We start from the raw sequence: 17,715 nt of genomic DNA, 5'->3' as shown, positions 1-17,715 counted from the left end.
TCGCTGGCTAGTAGCGCTTTGATAGGTTTAAGAAAACTCTTTTACTACTCGCTCTAAAATCGGCACATTGGCTTCTGGGAACGCGTAATCGTTGAGATCGCTTACCGCCACCCAATGACCTTGTTGGCCCTCTTTCCCAAATGGCTGACCTTCAAACTGAGTAACGGTAATGAAATCAAACTCTAACGACTTATCTGGATAATCAAACTCTAGATGTTCAAAGCGTTGTTGTGCCGTTGTGATTATCCCCACTTCTTCTTCCAGCTCTCTCACCATAGCTTGCTCAACCGTTTCTCCTTGCTCTACCTTACCTCCAGGAAACTCCCAAAAGCCGCCTTTATGCTTGTCATCTGGCCGCTTGGTAATAAACACCTGAGACTTGTCTTGGTTAAAGATGATTGCCGCTACGATATGAACTCTTTTCATCAAATTTCCTATTTGTTTCCATAGCCGTGCCCTGCATTGAGCCGGCTGTTATTTAGATAACGATTAGATACAAAAAGAGCCGCCTAAGCGACTCTATATTGAATACTTGTATGAGGCGAAGCTGTAATGGTTGAGAACAAGGAGGCGACGCGGAGTTTACGTTAGTAAATGAGCATCGACGACACAGTTATCAGCCTTTACAGCAAAGCATCAGGCGATTTTGCCATGACACTGCTTATACTTCTTACCACTACCACAAGGGCAAGGTTCGTTGCGACCCACTTTACGCTCTTCACGCACCATAGGTTGATGGGCACCTTCTGCCTCTTCGCCTTCTTCCGCAAGTTGACTCTGCGCTGACGCGTGTTGTGCTTGAGCTCGACGAGCAGCTTCTTCAGCTTGAGCTCGACGTTGTGCTTCCATACGCTCAACTTCTTCTTGCTGCTGAACTCGAACTTTCGACAAGATTGTAATCACGTCTGATTTAAGCGCATCAAGTAGACCTTCAAATAGCTCAAACGACTCACGCTTGTACTCTTGTTTCGGGTTTTTCTGCGCGTAGCCACGAAGGTGAATCCCCTGACGTAGATGATCCATTGCTGCAAGGTGCTCTTTCCACAATGTATCTAGTGTTTGCAACATGACAGATTTTTCGAAGTTGCGCAGTACTTGTGCACCAACCACTTCTTCTTTCTGTTTGTAAACAGCAACGGCTGTATCGATGATCTTCTCGCGAAGCGCTTCTTCATAAAGCTTATCATCGTCTTCAAGCCACTGTTTGACTGGTGCATCTAGATCAAAATCATTTTTCAGACGATCTTGTAAACCTTCAACGTCCCACATATCTTCTAACGATTGCGGTGGAATGTATTCATCAATAATTGACGTTAAAACATCTTGGCGGTTTTGCTCGATCATATCACTGATGTCATCCACGACCATCAGCTCATCGCGAAGTTCGTAGACAACCTTACGCTGATCGTTGGCAACATCATCATACTCAAGCAATTGCTTACGGATGTCGAAGTTACGCCCTTCGACTTTACGCTGCGCTTTTTCAATCGAGCGAGAAAGCATCTTAGATTCAATGGCTTCGCCTTCATCCATACCACTTTGGATTAAGCTTGCCATACGGTCAGAGGTAAAGATGCGCAGTAGTGAGTCTTCCATCGATAGGTAGAAGCGAGAAGAACCTGCATCACCTTGACGACCAGAACGACCACGTAGCTGGTTATCGATACGGCGAGATTCATGGCGCTCGGTACCTATGATATGTAAACCACCCGCTTCCAGAACTTGATCATGAACCACTTTCCACTCTGCTTTAATCGCATCAATTTGCTCTTGCGACGGATCTTGTAGCGCTTCGACTTTCGCTTGCCAGCTGCCACCCAACACGATATCGGTACCACGACCCGCCATGTTGGTCGCGATAGTTACCGCGCCTGGCGTTCCCGCTTCAGCAACGATTTCTGCTTCACGTTCGTGGAACTTAGCGTTCAATACATTGTGCTTAATTTTAGCTTTCTTCAGTGCGTTCGACAGCAGTTCTGATTTTTCAATTGAAACGGTACCCACCAAAGACGGCTGACCTTTTGCTACGCGATCTTTGATGTCTTCAATAATAGCGTTGAACTTGTCTGCTTCGGTACGATAAACCACATCTGGCATATCGTCACGAATCATAGGTTTGTTGGTTGGAATAACAACCGTTTCAAGACCATAGATCGATTGGAACTCGAAAGCTTCAGTGTCAGCGGTACCTGTCATACCAGACAGTTTTTCATACAGACGGAAGAAGTTCTGGAAGGTTATTGATGCCAACGTTTGGTTTTCGTTTTGGATCTTAACGCCTTCTTTCGCTTCAACCGCTTGGTGAAGACCTTCAGACCAACGACGACCCGGCATAGTGCGGCCAGTATGTTCATCAACGATAACCACTTCGCCATCTTCATTAACGATGTAGTCAACGTTCTTCTCAAACAAGACGTGAGCACGAAGTGCTGCATTAACATGGTGCAGTAAGCTGATATTAGCTGGCGAATAAAGTGTATCACCCTCTTCCATCAAGCCATTTTTAACCATCAACTCTTCAACAAACTCTTGACCTGTTTCCGTTAGGTGAACTTGTTTTGATTTCTCGTCAACGGTGTAGTGACCATCACCACGATACTCTTCAGAATCTTCCTGATCTTGTTTCTGTAGCTGTGGAATCAAGGTATTGATGCGAGTGTATAGCTCTGAACTATCTTCCGCAGGGCCAGAAATGATGAGCGGGGTACGCGCTTCATCGATAAGAATTGAGTCCACTTCATCAACAACAGCAAAGAAACGCTCACGCTGGACACGATCTTCGGCGCGGAACGCCATGTTGTCACGTAGGTAGTCAAAACCAAATTCGTTGTTTGTCCCGTAAAGGATATCGGCAAGGTAAGCTTGCTTTTTCTCTTGTGGCGGCATGTTTGGCACGTTAACCCCAACTGTCATACCCAAGAATTCAAACAGTGGACGGTTAGTTTCTGCATCACGTTTTGCGAGATAGTCGTTCACAGTAACGATGTGAACCCCTTTCCCCGCTAACGCATTCAAATATGCTGGCAAGGTTGCGGTCAGCGTTTTACCCTCACCTGTACGCATTTCAGCGATTTGGCCAGCGTTTAGCACCATGCCACCAATCAGCTGTACGTCGAAATGGCGCATACCATATACACGTTTAGACGCTTCACGTACAGTCGCGAACGCTTCTGGAAGAAGATTATCGAGAGTTTCACCCTGTTCTAAACGCTGACGGAACTCAACGGTTTTTGCTTTTAACTCTTCATCAGTGAGAGCTTCAAACGTTGGTTCGTAGTTGTTAATCTCTTTTACAATTTTTCTCAGGCGGCGCAGTGTTCGGTCATTGCGACTGCCAATTACCTTTGTCAGTAGCTTAGTTATCATTTGCTATGAATCTCTCTTTACTAAGATCGGGCCCGATCTACTTCTAATGCCTTCAGTCTCTAACAGTTTTGAACTAAGAATACTGAGATAAATCACTTTCCTCAGATATTGTGATGACAACTATAGATTTCAAGGCTTGTATCACTATAAGTGGCGCATAGTTTATGAAATTTTGCCACTCACAACCAATAACAAGGTGATTTGTTTGATGCACACTTTGTTTTTTCCTTTTATATGCTTGAAGTTTATTCGCCTCTAGCTCTATCTTCACTCTATCCGATTGACTAAAATAAGCTTGTCGACTTGATTAGAGGCTCAATATGAGAGATCACCGCCCGACGCTGGGCGACGAGATAATGGCAGATTCGCGCCTGTCTCAATTACAACAGCATGCCAAAGAGATCATGTTGATCAACAAAGAGCTGAAAACGATCCTACCTAAAGGGACGGAAGATCATTGCCGTGTGGCAAACATTCGAGACAATCAATTGATCCTTGAAGTGGCGAGTGCCGGGATTAAGATGAAAATCGATTACGAACGCCTGAGTATTCTCAATCAGTTACGTTCGAAAGGTTTTGCGCGCCTGATAGCCGTTAGCGTACAAATCAATCCCGAACTCTACCGCGCTAAACAGAGTAAAGAGAGTAAAGCTAAGCCTCGCGATCCCATCTCTAACACAGCAGCTCAATATTTAGAAATGATTGCCAGTGGTGCTTCACCCAAAGTAAGAGCGCGATTAGAGAGCTTAGCGAAATTGGCTAAAAGGGAGGAGTAACTAAACCAAGCAACTCGGTTTAGTTAACAAGCAGAGACAAAAAAGCCAGACTTTCGTCTGGCTTTTCTATTCAATCTGTTATGCCAACACCATATTCGGTTCGGCAAATGCAACTGGTGAGGTTGCTTCTTCTTCGAATGTCACCCATTCCCAAGCTTCTTGGTCTGCGAGTACAGAGCGTAATAGCTGGTTGTTCAATCCGTGACCCGATTTAAAGGCACGGAACTCGCCAATAATTGGATGACCGCACATGTATAGGTCACCAATAGCATCAAGAACTTTATGCGTAACAAACTCATTCTCAAAGCGAAGACCTTCTTCGTTTAGAATTCGGTATTCGTCAAGAACAATTGCGTTATCGAAGCTACCACCTAGAACTAAGTTCTGTGATTGTAGGTACTCGATGTCACGCATGAAACCGAAAGTACGAGCACGAGAGATCTCTTTCACAAAACCTTGTGAAGAGAAATCGAACAGTAAATGCTGCTCGTCGGCATCAATTGCTGGGTGGTTAAATTCAATTTCGAAATCCATACGGAAGCCGTTGAATGGAACAAACTCAGCCCACTTATCTCCGTCTTCAAAACGTACTGGTTTTTTAATGCGAATAAAACGCTTCGCAGCATTTTGCTCTTCAACACCAGCTTGTTGTAGTAAGAAAACGAACGGACTCGCACTACCATCCATAATTGGAATCTCAGGCGCGTCAACTTCTACGACGATGTTATCGATACCCATACCAGCAAGCGCGGCATTTAAGTGCTCAACAGTAGAGATGCGTACACCTTCGTCATTAACCAGTGCAGTACATAGCATCGTATCGCGAACTGAAGCCGGATCCGCAGGGAAATCGACCGGTGGATTCACATCAGTACGGCGGTAAACAATACCAGTATTTGCAGCAGCAGGGCGAAGAGTAAGCGTGACTTTACGACCAGAGTGGAGACCCACACCAGTTGTTTTCACTATTTCTTTCAGAGTACGTTGTCTGATCATCTACTTTGCCTCAGTAAAAATGCTACAAATCACGGTCAATTGTGACATTGACCGTGCATGCTACCACAAAATTGAACAGTGTCAAATTGTTGTGTATTTAGTCAGCTTGACGACGTAAGAACGCAGGAATATCGAGATAACCGCTTTCTTTATCTGCTTTAGGTGCGGCAGCGCTTTGGCCTGCACCTGAACCAGATGGTGTTGATGTCGCTGGCTGAGATGTTACCTGAGGTTTTTCATGCAAAGTTGGTGCCGCTTTCTCTTCCACTTTATTGACAGCTTGCTGAGTCGCTGCCGTTTGTGGTTGAACTTGCGGTTGAGCAACAGGAGCGACTTTCGCCTTGCCACCCGCAACTAATGTAATGTCAGGTTTCTTCTCATTGCCAATACCAGTAGCAACAACCGTTACACGAATTTCATCAGCCATATCAGGATCTAATGAAGTACCGATAACGACAGTAGCATTGTCTGAAGCGAACGCTTTAACTGTGTTGCCCACCGTTTCGAACTCATCTAGACGCATATCTAGACCAGCCGTAATGTTGACTAGCACACCGCGAGCACCTGCAAGATCAATGTCTTCTAGAAGCGGGCTAGAAATTGCCATTTCAGCCGCTTCCTCAGCACGATCTTCGCCTTTAGCAACACCGCTACCCATCATGGCATGACCCATCTCAGACATCACTGTTCGTACGTCAGCAAAGTCGACGTTAATCATACCTGGACGAGTAATCAGTTCCGCAATACCTTGTACTGCATTCTTCAATACGTCGTTCGCGCTGGCAAAAGCCTCAAGTAGCGTGATACCACGGCCTAGTACCTTAAGTAGCTTCTCATTTGGAATCGTAATTAACGAGTCCACATGCTTAGACAATTCTTCGATACCCTGCTCGGCAAAAGCTAAACGCTTTTTACCTTCAAAGCTAAACGGCTTGGTAACTACGGCAACAGTTAAGATGCCTAGCTCTTTCGCTACTTCAGCGATAACAGGAGCTGCACCTGTACCAGTACCACCGCCCATACCAGCTGCGATAAATACCATATCGGCACCGTTTAGCTCTTCTTTAATGCGATCGCGATCTTCGAGAGCTGCGTCACGTCCTACTTGAGGGTTCGCACCTGCTCCAAGACCTTTGGTCATATCACCACCAATCTGAATAACACTATTCACACTGGTTTTACGAAGCGCCTGAGCATCAGTATTAATACTAATAAACTCAACACCTTCGATGGATTCACGTACCATGTGTTCAACGGCGTTACCGCCACCGCCACCAACCCCAACGACCTTAATAACTGCGTCGTCAGACATTTCCATCATCGGTTCAAACATGTGTTATCTCCGTTTTTCCTGCCGCTCAGGTTAAAACTCTTTTTGTATCCAATTACGCAAACGACCAAATAACCCCGTTACTGAAGCTCGAGCAGGCTCGTTGTATTCAGTTTCTTCGTTAATTTGACTGTCTCTTGCATAATGAAGTAAACCAACTGCCGTAGAATGATACGGCTCTTTCACATAATCTGTTAAGCCGCTCACCTCTAACGGTTTGCCAACTCGTACTTGGTTGCGGAAGACACGCTCCGCACACTCGACCAGCCCTTCAATCTGTGCTGCACCACCAGTGAGCACCACACCTGCTGCAAGATGGTGTTTAATCCCTTCTTCACGCAGCTGTTCTTGAACTGTATCGATAGTTTGGTTAACCAATCCCATAAGCTCAGTATAACGAGGCTCAATCACTTCAGACAAAGTCTGTCTTTGCAAACTTCGTGATGGTCGCCCGCCAACGCTTGGAACGTTAACCGTATCATCTTTGCTGACCAACTCACTTAGAGCACAGCCATATTTTACTTTTATCTCTTCCGCGTCACTGACTGGTGTGCCAAACGCAAAAGCAATATCACTTGTTACCGCATTACCTGCATACGAGAAAACTTCAGTATGACGTAATGCACCGCCAGTCCAAATGGATACATCCATGGTACCAGCACCGATATCGACCACACATACGCCAAGCTCACGTTCATCTTCAGTGATTACAGCGTTACTCGCCGCCAAACCAGAGTAAACAAGATGCTCGACTTTGAGTCCACATCGTTCAACCGCTTTAATAATATTTCTCGCCATATCATTGTGGCAAGAGATTAGGTGCACGCTGACTTCCATGCGCACTCCTGATAAACCTAGCGGATTTTTAATTCCTTCTTGGTAATCAATCGTAAATTCTTGAGGAATTACATGCAGAATGCGTTGTTCGTCACCAATTTTGATTGATTTTGCCGTATGAATCGCGCGATCCATGTCTTCTTGAGAAACCTCTTCGTCAGAGATGGTTCCCATGCCTTTTTCAATACGGCTCGCAATGTGTCGCCCTGAAAGCGAAATAAAAACATTGCTAATTTGGCACTCAGCCATTAGTTCAGCTTGATCAACTGCGCGCTGAACTGACTTAACCACCGACTCAAGGTCGTTGACGCCGCCTTTATCCATTCCTCGCGAAGGACTGCTGCCCGCACCAATAATATTTATTTGACCATCAGGCAATACTTCGCCGACGAGAGCCGATACGGTAGCAGTGCCTATATCAAGACCAACAATAATGTTGTCATCAGCGGTCTTAGTCATCTGTATTCTCTTGTTCTAACTCTTGTTCTGGGAACCATCCTATTGATGCTCCCGTATCATACCTGAGGTCTATGTAGCTTACTCTTTGCGTATCACTACCCAAATTTTGATAAAGCGAGATAAAGCGTTCAATTCGCTCTTCTAACGACTCTTTACCCAATTCCAAACGAATGCCGTTATCGAGGATTATCTGCCACGCACGACGGTCATTGAGAACCAAGGATGTAATCGTTAAATTCAGTGCTTCAAGTTTCGGGCTAATTTCTCGCCACACTTGTAGCACTTCTTCGCTGCTACCTTGCGGCCCATATAACTTAACCCGTTCTTCGTTCAGCTTACCAATATCACCATCAAAAACTCGACCATAGTCGTTAAGCAATGCATTACCATTCCAGATAGCTTCTGCATGATGTTCGGTGAGAAAGACTTTAACGGTGTCTGGCCACTGTTTACGAATAGAGGCATGAGAAACCCAGGGAATAGACTCCGCTACGTTCTGCAATACATTGACATCCTGAGACATAAATGTCCCCACATGCTCCAGCCGAGCAAAAGCTCGCTGAACATCTAACGCAGAAACGTAGTGTAATTCACCCTGAAGTACGATTTTTGAAAGAGGAAGACGCTGGTCGTCCCACATCCAAGAGATCGTAGAGTAGAGGAGAGAGCCAATTAATAACAGGACCACCAGTAAAAAACTGCCACCAACGGCGTGTTCTTTTAGCAGTGGCACAGAGTTTATACGACGGCCTTCATTAAAAGCACTTTTAATCAAAGTCCATAGTCCTTGCCATTAGCTCGCTTATCTTTCCCTATCCCAATTCGTATATAGAGGCAAAAGCACTTACTTTAACCTTCGGATTATACTGGCGTCATAGAAAGTATCAAACATTGAAAGTGATAAATCGCTACTTAAAATTCAATAAGTGACGCAAATACCTAAAATTCGATGTTTAAACCGACGCCTGAGTCATCTTATCGACATTTAACTCAAAAGCAGCAAGCTGTTTTGCTACTTTACCGATATCACCTGCACCTTGAGTTAGTACTAAGTCACCATCTTGTAAAACATTGGCGAGAACTGAAGGTAACGCCTTGCTTTCTGGAACAAAAATCGGATCTAGCTTACCACGACTGCGAATCGTTCGGCACAATGCACGTCCATCAGCCCCCGCAATAGGTTTTTCACCCGCAGCGTAAACATCGAGCATAATCAAGACATCGACTTGCTCTAGGACATTAGCAAAGTCATCGTATAAATCACGTGTGCGACTATAACGATGTGGTTGGAACACCATCACCAGACGCTTTTCTTTCCAGCCATTACGCGCCGCTTGAATCGTCACATCCACCTCAGTCGGATGATGACCATAATCATCGACCAGCATCGCTTGTCCATTACCAGTATCAAACTCACCGAGATGATCAAAACGACGCCCAGTACCTTGAGTGCCCGCCATTGCCTTTAAGATTGCTTCGTCTGCAATATCGTCTTCGGTGGCGACTGCGATTGCTGCCGAAGCATTAAGTGCATTGTGGCGACCTGGGATATTTAAAGTAATTTCTAAGTCTGCTTTCCCTTGACGGATCACGGTAAACTTACCTTGTTGCCCTTCTTGGCGGTAGTTATCGATACGAACATCGGCATCCGGTGAGAATCCATAGGTGATCACTTGGCGACTGATTTTCGGCACCAGCTCTCTCACCACAGGATCATCAATGCAAACAATCGCTTGACCGTAAAATGGCAAGTTGTGGAGGAAATCGATAAAAGTCTGCTTTAAGGTCTCAAAATCACCGCCATAGGTGTCCATGTGGTCGGCTTCGATATTAGTCACAATGCTAACCATAGGCTGTAGATGTAAGAATGAAGCATCGCTTTCATCCGCTTCTGCAATCAAAATTCGGCTGGAACCCAGACGTGCATTGGTTCCTGCACTTTTAACCAAGCCACCGTTGACAAAGGTAGGATCTAAGCCAGCTTCTGAGTAAATCTGAGTGACCAACGCCGTTGTGGTGGTTTTACCATGTGTACCTGCCACAGCAATGCCGTGACGAAAACGCATCAGCTCAGCCAACATTTCCGCGCGACGAACCACAGGAATACGCGCTGCTCGAGCAGCAATTATCTCTGGGTTCTCTTCGTTGATAGCGGTAGACACCACGACCACACTGGCCTTGGAGACATTTTCTTTGGCATGACCGATATAGACTTTCGCCCCTTTCTGAGTCAAGCGCTCGGTAACTGGATTAGCGGCAATGTCAGAGCCTGAGATTTGATAACCTTCATTGAGTAGGACTTCAGCAATACCGCTCATTCCAGCGCCGCCAATACCAATAAAGTGGATACATTCCACGCGACGCATCTCTGGTACCATTGCGCGAATTTGAACTAAATCTTGAGTATGTTTAATTGTCATGAATCTTCTCGTTATTTCGTCAGTGCAATGATGGCGTCAGCCACCACTTTATCCGCATCTAACTTAGCCGCCGCGCGGGCTTTGTATGCCATATCTATTAGCTTATCACGGTCAAGCGCCTGAATTTCAGCCGCTAGTTTATCAACCGTTAACTCTGGCTGTTCGATCATTTTCGCTGCGCCACATTCGACAAGGTGGTCAGCATTTAATGCTTGCTGTCGGTCTTTGTGCATAAATGGAATGAAAATAGCCCCCACACCAGCCGCTGAGACCTCAGATACAGTTAGCGCACCAGAGCGGCACACTAAAAGGTCAGCCCATTCATATGCGCTGGCTACATCGTCAATAAACTCCGTCACTTGCGCATTAACTACCTTGTTCGCCTGATAGGCTTGGGTCACTTCTGCGACGTTGTTTTTGCCTGCTTGATGACGAATCTCAAAACCGTCCCCCAGCTTTGCCATTACATCAGGCAAAGTACGATTCAGTATCTGCGCCCCTTGGCTGCCCCCCATGACCAATATACGCACGCTGCCTTCACGCTGTGTCATACGCTCCTGCGGTTCGCTGATAGCAACAACGTCTTGTCTTACCGGGTTGCCCACCACTTGTGCGTTGGCAAAAGCACCGGGAAAGGCTTGAAAGACTTTTTTTGCAATTTTGGACAACCATTGATTGGTAAGACCGGCGATCGCATTTTGTTCGTGCAGCACAACAGGGATACCAAGTAGCCACGCCGCAATACCACCTGGACCGCTAACATAGCCCCCCATGCCAAGCACCGCGTCAGGCTGCCAGTTTTTCATATGCGCTCTCGCTTGGAGAATCGCATTGACGATTTGGAAAGGCGCTTTAATTAAGCGAGTGAATCCTTGTCCTCGTAGCCCTTTAACCTTGATAAAATCAATATCAATGCCGTGTTTTGGCACAAGATCGGCTTCCATACGATCAGCGGTACCTAACCAGCGTATCTCCCATCCTTGAGATTGGAGTTGTTTGGCAACCGCAAGACCAGGGAACACATGCCCCCCCGTACCTCCAGCCATCACCATTAATTTTTTACTGTTTTTCATCATTATCTATATTGTGTTGTGTTTCTTTCGCAGGCAAGCGGCACTCATGGTCAATACGTAGAAGTATCGAAACCGCGACCGACATAATGATCAGACTTGAGCCACCATAACTGATTAACGGTAAGGTCAAGCCTTTGGTCGGCACCATCCCCGCAGCGGCACCGACATTGATTAAGGTTTGGAAAGCAAACCAAATACCGATACCAAAAGCCAAATAACCGCCAAATAGTTGGTTACTTTCAAATGCTTTACGTCCAATGAAGATAGCTTTAAGAACTAAACTAAATATCAGCATAAGAACCAACACCACCCCGACATAACCAAGTTCTTCAGCCAGTACTGCAAACACAAAGTCGGTATGCGCTTCAGGTAAGTACTCTAGTTTTTGAATCGAATTTCCTAGCCCTTGACCAAACCATTCACCACGGCCAAATGCCATCAGCGACTGAGTTAATTGATAACCACTACCGAACGGATCTTCCCAAGGATCTAAAAAAGAGGTGACGCGGCGCATACGGTAAGGTTCGATATAGATCAACGTAGCCACAGAGAGCAATCCAACCACCATCAAGGCGAGAAACTGAGTCAACTTAGCCCCGGCGATAAATAACATGCCGAACAAGGTCACTAGCATCACCACCACAGTGCCCAAATCTGGTTGCAGCAGCAGCAAACTGGCTAGGGTTGCAAAAACAATGATGGGTTTAATAAAGCCGCCAAAGAAGCTTGATCTTACTTCTTCATTTTTCCGCACTAGATAGCCAGACATAAAAATAAACAGCGACAACTTGGCGACTTCGGCAGGTTGTAAGTTAAATAACCCCAATGGAATCCAACGCGATGCGCCATTAACCGATTTCCCCGCCACCAGCACCACAAAAAGCAACAATATCGATAGCAACAGCAACCAAGTACTGTACTGAGCCCAACGTTTAGTTGGCACTTGTAGGATAACGGCCGAAGTAGAGAGAGCCAAAACTAAGAATATGGCATGACGAAACATGAAGTGAAACGGCTGGTCTGTGAGACGCGAGCTGATTGGAAATGATGCAGACGTCACCATCACTAAGCCTGTTAACATAAGGCCCAATGAAATCCATACTAGTTGACGATCGTACAGCACCTCTGGAGAGGAAGTCGCCATCCAACGTTTAGCGCTGGCAAAAACGTTTCGAATCTGCATATTTCTCGATGTAATTAAGCGTAGGCTTTTGCAAGCTCAGTAAAGGTGTCGCCGCGAGCCATAAAATTATCAAATTGATCGAAGCTCGCACAAGCCGGAGACAATAACACCATATCACCGGAAGAGACCTGAGTGGCAACCCAATGGATAATTTCGTGCATAGTGTCAAAACGTTTTGCGCTGTTGTGTAGCGGCATAAACTGATCACCATCTTGACCAAAACAACACAACTGCACATTGAGTGTGTTTAAAATCGGCCTTAGGTCAGTAAAATCAGCCCCTTTCCCCACTCCACCAACAAGCAAGTACAACTTGCCCGCTAACTCTAAGCCAGCCAGTGCGGCCAGAGTACTTGCCACATTGGTTGCTTTTGAGTCATTAACCCACTTTATGCCTTGTTTATCCGCGACAACTTGGCAGCGATGGGTTAAACCAGCATATGACTTAAGTGCACACAGCCCAGAATTAACATCAACGCCAGCTTCAGTGAGCAGCGCTAACACGACCAACGCATTGGCGACATTATGGCGACCTACCAAAGAAAGCTCGTTCGTGGCACAGACGGCTTTACCATCAATGGCCAAATACTCGCCATTAGCTTGATTAACCACAGAGAAACGAGCCTGCTGATTCAGGCTAAACTCAACTAAATGCTTGGCTTGATCAGGGTAGGTTTGACTGTCATCCGCGTTGACAATGCACGAATGTGCGTGACTGAAAATACGCAATTTGGCTTGGCGATAGTCTTCCATGCCTTGGTAGCGATCCATATGATCTTCAGACAAGTTGAGAAATGCAGCCGCTACCGGGGCTAATGACTTAGTTGTTTCCAGTTGGAAACTCGATAACTCCAGCACATAAAGGTCTGCATCTTGCTCAAGAAGATCTAATGCCGGAACACCGATGTTACCACCGACACCAACCGTCAGTCCTGTTGCTTTCGCCACTTGCCCGGTCCAATCGGTAACAGTACTCTTACCATTAGAGCCCGTTATAGCAATAACAGGTTTACGCACTTGCCAAGCAAACAGCTCGATGTCTCCCACTACGGGAATACCTGCGTTAGCTACCTGCTGAATTTCATCCAAAGCAAGCGCAATACCTGGATTAGTTACAACCAGATCGGCAGCCATTAACCACTCTTGATTCCAGCCGCCAGAATGCAGCATCACTCCTTGAGGTAAATCACCACTACCGGGAGGATTGTCACGAGTATCGATCACGCGAATATCCAGTGATTTGGCTAGCTTTTGCAAATGGTTCACGACAGAGAGCCCAGTCATACCGAGCCCTACTACCACCACTTTATTGATACCTTGCCAGTGATCCATGGTCATGGTGCAATCTTCCTTAACGAACCTTGAGTGTGGCTAGGCCAATAAGAACCAGCACGATGGAGATAATCCAGAAGCGGACGATAACCCGTGGCTCCGGCCAGCCTTTCAACTCATAGTGATGATGAATCGGTGCCATGCGGAAGATACGTTGACCACGCAACTTGTATGAACCCACCTGCAAGATAACCGACAGAGTTTCCATGACGAAAACACCGCCCATAATCACCAAGACAAATTCTTGTCGAACCAATACAGCAATAGTGCCGAGCGCACCACCCAGTGCTAATGAACCCACATCCCCCATAAACACTTGAGCAGGGTAAGTATTGAACCACAAGAAGCCAAGCCCAGCGCCGACAATGGCAGTACAGACCACGACAAGTTCAGACGCTTGAGGGATATAGGGAATATGTAAGTAGTTAGCAAATTGAATATTGCCCGTTGCCCAAGCAATTGCCGCAAAGCCTGCAGAAACAAGCACCGTAGGCATGATGGCTAGTCCATCTAGACCATCGGTTAAGTTAACCGCATTACTCGTCCCCACTATCACGAAGTAAGTAAGAACAATGTACAGTAGGCCTAGCTGCGGCATCACTTCTTTAAAGAAGGGCACCACGAGCTGAGTCGCTGCAGTATCTTTGCCGTGCGCATAAAGTGCGAACGCAACGACCAAAGCAATGGCAGACTGCCAGAAGTATTTCCAACGTGCGATAAGCCCGTCGGTATTTTTACGCACAACTTTACGATAGTCATCGACAAATCCCACCGCGCCGTAGCCAATCAAAACAGCTAGCACCGCCCATACATAAGGGTTGGACAAATCGGTCCACAACAATACGGTCGTGACAATCGCCGTTAGAATCATGATACCACCCATAGTTGGTGTACCACGTTTACTAAAATGGGATTCTGGGCCTTCGTTACGCACCACCTGACCAATTTGCAATAACTGCAAACGTCTGATCATGATAGGCCCCATCCATAGCGAAATACCTAATGCAGTTAGAACACTAACAATTGCACGAAACGATAGGTATTCGAACAGTCGGAAGAATGAAAAATATGGCTGGAGCAGCTCGGCGAGCCAAATAATCATGAATACATCTCCTTGACAGCAGCAGCAATTTTACTCATACCTGCACTGTTAGCGCCTTTGACTAACAGTGTTTGCGGTTGTTGATGCTGTTCAATCTGCTGTTTTATATAATCAATCATGCTTTGGTGATCATCAAAATGAAGTCCACCACACTCAGTACTGATCGCCTTTGCATCAGCACCATAAGTAAGCACATGTTCAAATTTGAATGGGGCAGCATGTTGTCCGACTTGGCGGTGAAGTGCAAGACTTTCATCACCTAACTCAGCCATATTGCCCAAAATTAGCCAGCGAATGCCTTCAAAGCCAGCCAGTAGATCAGCAGCAGCTTTCATAGCAGGCACGCTAGCATTGTAGCTGTCGTCGATCAGTTTAACCGTCTCGCTCAACTTCACCAGTTCGACTCGACCTTTGACCTTGGCTAATTTCGCCAGTCCGGACTGAATCATCTCAAGAGAAGCGCCCAGTTCAATAGCCAGCGCCGATGCAGATAAAGCGTTGGCAACATTGTGTTGGCCAATAATAGCCAATTTCAATGCAATATTGCCTACTGGTGTGATTAGCGTAAATTGCGCTTCGCCAAGTTCATTAACTGTAATATCTTGTGCAAAGTAGTCAGCCGACGAATCATGCACAGAGAAAGTTTTGACCCGCTTATCTGCCAATACGCCTTGCCAATACTCTCCACCGTTGCTGTCGAGATTAACAATCGCCACAGCCCCCGCTTTTAAGCCTTGGTAAATCTCGCCTTTGGCTTGCTTTACACCATCTATTGAACCAAAGCCCTCTAGATGAGCAGCCGCGACGTTATTCACCAAGGCGACATCAGGCTGAACAAGTTGCGTGGTATATGCGATTTCACCGATATGGTTTGCGCCCATTTCAATCACAGCGTAGTCATCGTCTGGGGTTGAACGCAATAAAGTCAGCGGCACGCCAATGTCGTTATTGAAGTTTCCGGCGGTAAACAGTACCTGCCCTTTCTGATCCATGATACTGGCAACCATCTCTTTGACCGTAGTCTTGCCACAACTGCCTGTGATCGCGACGGTTGGTGTTAAGCAAGTCTGGTGAACTAACGCACCTAATTGACCCAAGGCGATTTTGCTGTCTTTCACAATCAGTTGCGGTACATCCGCTTCGACAGGACGGCTGACCAACAGGGCGCCGGCGCCGGATTCAATCGCTTGTGAGACAAAGTCATGCGCGTCAAACCGCTCTCCGACTAAGGCAACAAACAAAGCACCCGGTTCAATAGCACGTGTGTCTGTCGAAACAGAGCTAATCACTCGGTCATTTCCCACTAACTCCGCATCTAAAGCCGGTGCTATTTGGCTCAACATTAGTGAAATCATAATCCTAGCTCCAGTAGCAATGCCGCAGACTCGCGGTCTGAATAGTGAATAGTTTGCTCAGCCATCACTTGATAATCCTCGTGGCCTTTACCTGCAAGGAGAATAATGTCGTCAGTACTGCTGTTGTCCAATGCATATTTCAGGGCATCAAAACGATTGTGCTCAACAGTCACAAGGCTAGGTTCCATTACGCCCTTTAGCATATCTTGCACTATCGCTTGTGGGGATTCGCTGCGCGGATTGTCATCGGTGAGGATAATGTTGTCGGCAAGTTGTTCGCCAATACGAGCCATCATAGGTCGCTTGCCTGTATCACGGTCACCACCGCAACCAAAAATCGCCCACAGTTTGCCTTGGCAATGTACGCGCAGAGCTTGCAACGCTTTTTCTAATGCGTCCGGTGTGTGTGCGTAATCAACTACAACCTTGGCTTTACCTTCAGTAGCAAACAACTCCATGCGACCTAAAACGGGCTTTAAAGAGCTGGCAGTTTCAAGTAACTGCTGTTTATCAATGCCGAGGCTAAGTAGCACTGTCATTGCCAGTAATACATTGCTGGCATTGAACTCGCCAATCAAGGGAACGGTAAACCGGCCTGCACCATAAAACCCATTGAATGCAAGGCTAATCCCCGCTTCAGAATAACTGACTTGCTGTGCCCAAACCGCGCGTGACTCACGACTAGGCGTCAATGACACCGCAATGGCAGAGTCAAGGTGCTCGAACCAAGTTCTTCCTACAGGATCGTCAATATTAATCACCGCATGATGACACAGGTGCTGGCTAAATAGAGAGAACTTAGCTTCAGCGTATTCTTCCATTGTCCCGTGATAATCTAAATGATCGCGACTTAAGTTTGAAAATGCGCCAACTTCAAACTCCAACGCTTTCACTCGGCCTTGAACTAAACCATGAGAAGAGATTTCCAAAGCAGTAAAGTCCGCCCCTTGTTGCTCAAGTTGAGCAAGGGTTTGTTGAACTTCGATCGCATTCCCTGTGGTATTTTGCGCAACTTGCAGAGCTGCAAGAAAACCATTTCCTGTCGTTCCCATCACCGCCGCTTTTTTCTCGACCAATTCTAACCATTGAGCGATCAACTGAGTGATGGTGGTTTTACCATTGGTTCCCGTGACAGCGATAAGCTTGTTATGACTTAACGGATAAAGACGCTGCGCCAATGCCGATAAGTGACTGGTGAGATCATCTAGGTAAACGACGGGGACACCATCGACAAGGGTCAGCTCTCCATGTGGGTGAGATTCGCAAGCGTCTGCAATAACGGCGTTTGCGCCTTGCTCAATAGCAGACGCAATAAAGCGCCGTCCATCAAGAGCATGGCCTTTAATTGCCACAAAGGTTGAGCCCGTGGCAACTTTTCGGCTATCTAATTCAAGGCTCTGAACAACTATGCTCGCTTCATGTTGGCTAGAGATGTCTAACCATGGAGAAAGTAGTACCGCTAAGGTCAGTTCCTTCGACATAGTAAA

The 17,715-nt window shown here is 46.4% G+C and carries 14 protein-coding genes; 1 reads left to right on the top strand and 13 read right to left on the bottom strand.

Annotated elements, in window-relative coordinates; all coding sequences use genetic code 11:
- Positions 1 to 27: 27 nt before the first annotated feature.
- Together mutT and secA are read right to left on the bottom strand one after the other, a co-directional pair.
- Positions 28 to 426, bottom strand: a complete 399-nt coding sequence (gene mutT, locus TW81_RS14170) for an 8-oxo-dGTP diphosphatase MutT (protein ID WP_045956381.1) — start codon at positions 424 to 426, stop codon at positions 28 to 30.
- A gap of 210 nt (positions 427 to 636) precedes the next feature.
- Entirely contained in the window at positions 637 to 3,366 is a 2,730-nt protein-coding gene (secA, locus tag TW81_RS14165) for a preprotein translocase subunit SecA (RefSeq protein WP_045956380.1), read from the bottom strand.
- A gap of 320 nt (positions 3,367 to 3,686) precedes the next feature.
- On the opposite strand from secA, the gene TW81_RS14160 reads away from it, so the two are divergent.
- Positions 3,687 to 4,142, top strand: a complete 456-nt coding sequence (locus TW81_RS14160; protein ID WP_045956379.1) for a DUF721 domain-containing protein — start codon at positions 3,687 to 3,689, stop codon at positions 4,140 to 4,142.
- Positions 4,143 to 4,220: 78 nt separating this feature from the next.
- On the opposite strand, the gene lpxC is transcribed toward TW81_RS14160, so the two are convergent.
- The 11 genes from lpxC to murE form a co-directional block, all read right to left on the bottom strand.
- A complete protein-coding gene (gene lpxC / locus TW81_RS14155; RefSeq protein ID WP_045956378.1) occupies positions 4,221 to 5,138 on the bottom strand; it encodes a UDP-3-O-acyl-N-acetylglucosamine deacetylase in 918 nt (305 codons plus the stop codon).
- 97 nt (positions 5,139 to 5,235) lie between these two features.
- Positions 5,236 to 6,471: a cell division protein FtsZ gene (ftsZ, locus tag TW81_RS14150; protein ID WP_045956377.1), complete on the bottom strand. Its 1,236-nt coding sequence runs from the start codon at positions 6,469 to 6,471 to the stop codon at positions 5,236 to 5,238.
- A 30-nt stretch (positions 6,472 to 6,501) separates the two neighbouring features.
- Complete coding sequence (ftsA, locus tag TW81_RS14145) at positions 6,502 to 7,764, bottom strand: cell division protein FtsA (RefSeq protein ID WP_045956376.1); 1,263 nt, start codon at positions 7,762 to 7,764, stop codon at positions 6,502 to 6,504.
- Complete coding sequence (locus tag TW81_RS14140) at positions 7,757 to 8,539, bottom strand: cell division protein FtsQ/DivIB (RefSeq protein ID WP_045956375.1); 783 nt, start codon at positions 8,537 to 8,539, stop codon at positions 7,757 to 7,759. Before TW81_RS14140 ends, ftsA begins: the two co-directional genes overlap by 8 nt.
- Before the next feature lie 178 nt (positions 8,540 to 8,717).
- On the bottom strand, positions 8,718 to 10,184 hold the full coding sequence (gene murC, locus TW81_RS14135; protein WP_045956374.1) for a UDP-N-acetylmuramate--L-alanine ligase: 1,467 nt from the start codon (positions 10,182 to 10,184) through the stop codon (positions 8,718 to 8,720).
- 11 nt (positions 10,185 to 10,195) lie between these two features.
- The gene (gene murG / locus TW81_RS14130) at positions 10,196 to 11,257 is read right to left on the bottom strand and encodes an undecaprenyldiphospho-muramoylpentapeptide beta-N-acetylglucosaminyltransferase (RefSeq protein ID WP_045956492.1); all 1,062 of its coding nucleotides are present in this window, start codon (positions 11,255 to 11,257) and stop codon (positions 10,196 to 10,198) included.
- Positions 11,244 to 12,440, bottom strand: a complete 1,197-nt coding sequence (gene ftsW / locus TW81_RS14125; protein WP_045956373.1) for a cell division protein FtsW — start codon at positions 12,438 to 12,440, stop codon at positions 11,244 to 11,246. The genes murG and ftsW overlap by 14 nt, the downstream gene beginning before the upstream one ends.
- A gap of 14 nt (positions 12,441 to 12,454) precedes the next feature.
- Complete coding sequence (gene murD, locus TW81_RS14120) at positions 12,455 to 13,777, bottom strand: UDP-N-acetylmuramoyl-L-alanine--D-glutamate ligase (protein WP_045956372.1); 1,323 nt, start codon at positions 13,775 to 13,777, stop codon at positions 12,455 to 12,457.
- A gap of 13 nt (positions 13,778 to 13,790) precedes the next feature.
- Positions 13,791 to 14,873 carry a phospho-N-acetylmuramoyl-pentapeptide-transferase gene (gene mraY, locus TW81_RS14115; protein ID WP_045956371.1) on the bottom strand — a complete coding sequence of 361 codons (1,083 nt, stop codon included), beginning with the start codon at positions 14,871 to 14,873 and terminating at the stop codon, positions 13,791 to 13,793.
- The gene (murF, locus tag TW81_RS14110; protein WP_045956370.1) at positions 14,870 to 16,228 is read right to left on the bottom strand and encodes a UDP-N-acetylmuramoyl-tripeptide--D-alanyl-D-alanine ligase; all 1,359 of its coding nucleotides are present in this window, start codon (positions 16,226 to 16,228) and stop codon (positions 14,870 to 14,872) included. The genes mraY and murF overlap by 4 nt, the downstream gene beginning before the upstream one ends.
- Positions 16,225 to 17,709: a UDP-N-acetylmuramoyl-L-alanyl-D-glutamate--2,6-diaminopimelate ligase gene (gene murE / locus TW81_RS14105; RefSeq protein ID WP_045956369.1), complete on the bottom strand. Its 1,485-nt coding sequence runs from the start codon at positions 17,707 to 17,709 to the stop codon at positions 16,225 to 16,227. Before murE ends, murF begins: the two co-directional genes overlap by 4 nt.
- Positions 17,710 to 17,715 lie beyond the last annotated feature (6 nt).

Origin of the sequence: Vibrio galatheae, assembly GCF_000967545.1 — a bacterium.
Taxonomy (GTDB): Bacteria; Pseudomonadota; Gammaproteobacteria; order Enterobacterales; family Vibrionaceae; genus Vibrio; species Vibrio galatheae.
This window is presented reverse-complemented; position numbering and strand designations above follow the sequence as displayed.

What these genes read in the sequence shown, in the direction of transcription:
- mutT (WP_045956381.1), bottom strand. Translation starts at nt 426, where the DNA reads ATGAAAAGAGTTCATATCGTAGCGGCAATCATCTTTAACCAAGACAAG.
- secA (WP_045956380.1), bottom strand. Translation starts at nt 3,366, where the DNA reads ATGATAACTAAGCTACTGACAAAGGTAATTGGCAGTCGCAATGACCGA.
- TW81_RS14160 (WP_045956379.1), top strand. Translation starts at nt 3,687, where the DNA reads ATGAGAGATCACCGCCCGACGCTGGGCGACGAGATAATGGCAGATTCG.
- lpxC (WP_045956378.1), bottom strand. Translation starts at nt 5,138, where the DNA reads ATGATCAGACAACGTACTCTGAAAGAAATAGTGAAAACAACTGGTGTG.
- ftsZ (WP_045956377.1), bottom strand. Translation starts at nt 6,471, where the DNA reads ATGTTTGAACCGATGATGGAAATGTCTGACGACGCAGTTATTAAGGTC.
- ftsA (WP_045956376.1), bottom strand. Translation starts at nt 7,764, where the DNA reads ATGACTAAGACCGCTGATGACAACATTATTGTTGGTCTTGATATAGGC.
- murC (WP_045956374.1), bottom strand. Translation starts at nt 10,184, where the DNA reads ATGACAATTAAACATACTCAAGATTTAGTTCAAATTCGCGCAATGGTA.
- murG (WP_045956492.1), bottom strand. Translation starts at nt 11,257, where the DNA reads ATGAAAAACAGTAAAAAATTAATGGTGATGGCTGGAGGTACGGGGGGG.
- ftsW (WP_045956373.1), bottom strand. Translation starts at nt 12,440, where the DNA reads ATGCAGATTCGAAACGTTTTTGCCAGCGCTAAACGTTGGATGGCGACT.
- murD (WP_045956372.1), bottom strand. Translation starts at nt 13,777, where the DNA reads ATGACCATGGATCACTGGCAAGGTATCAATAAAGTGGTGGTAGTAGGG.
- mraY (WP_045956371.1), bottom strand. Translation starts at nt 14,873, where the DNA reads ATGATTATTTGGCTCGCCGAGCTGCTCCAGCCATATTTTTCATTCTTC.
- murF (WP_045956370.1), bottom strand. Translation starts at nt 16,228, where the DNA reads ATGATTTCACTAATGTTGAGCCAAATAGCACCGGCTTTAGATGCGGAG.
- murE (WP_045956369.1), bottom strand. Translation starts at nt 17,709, where the DNA reads ATGTCGAAGGAACTGACCTTAGCGGTACTACTTTCTCCATGGTTAGAC.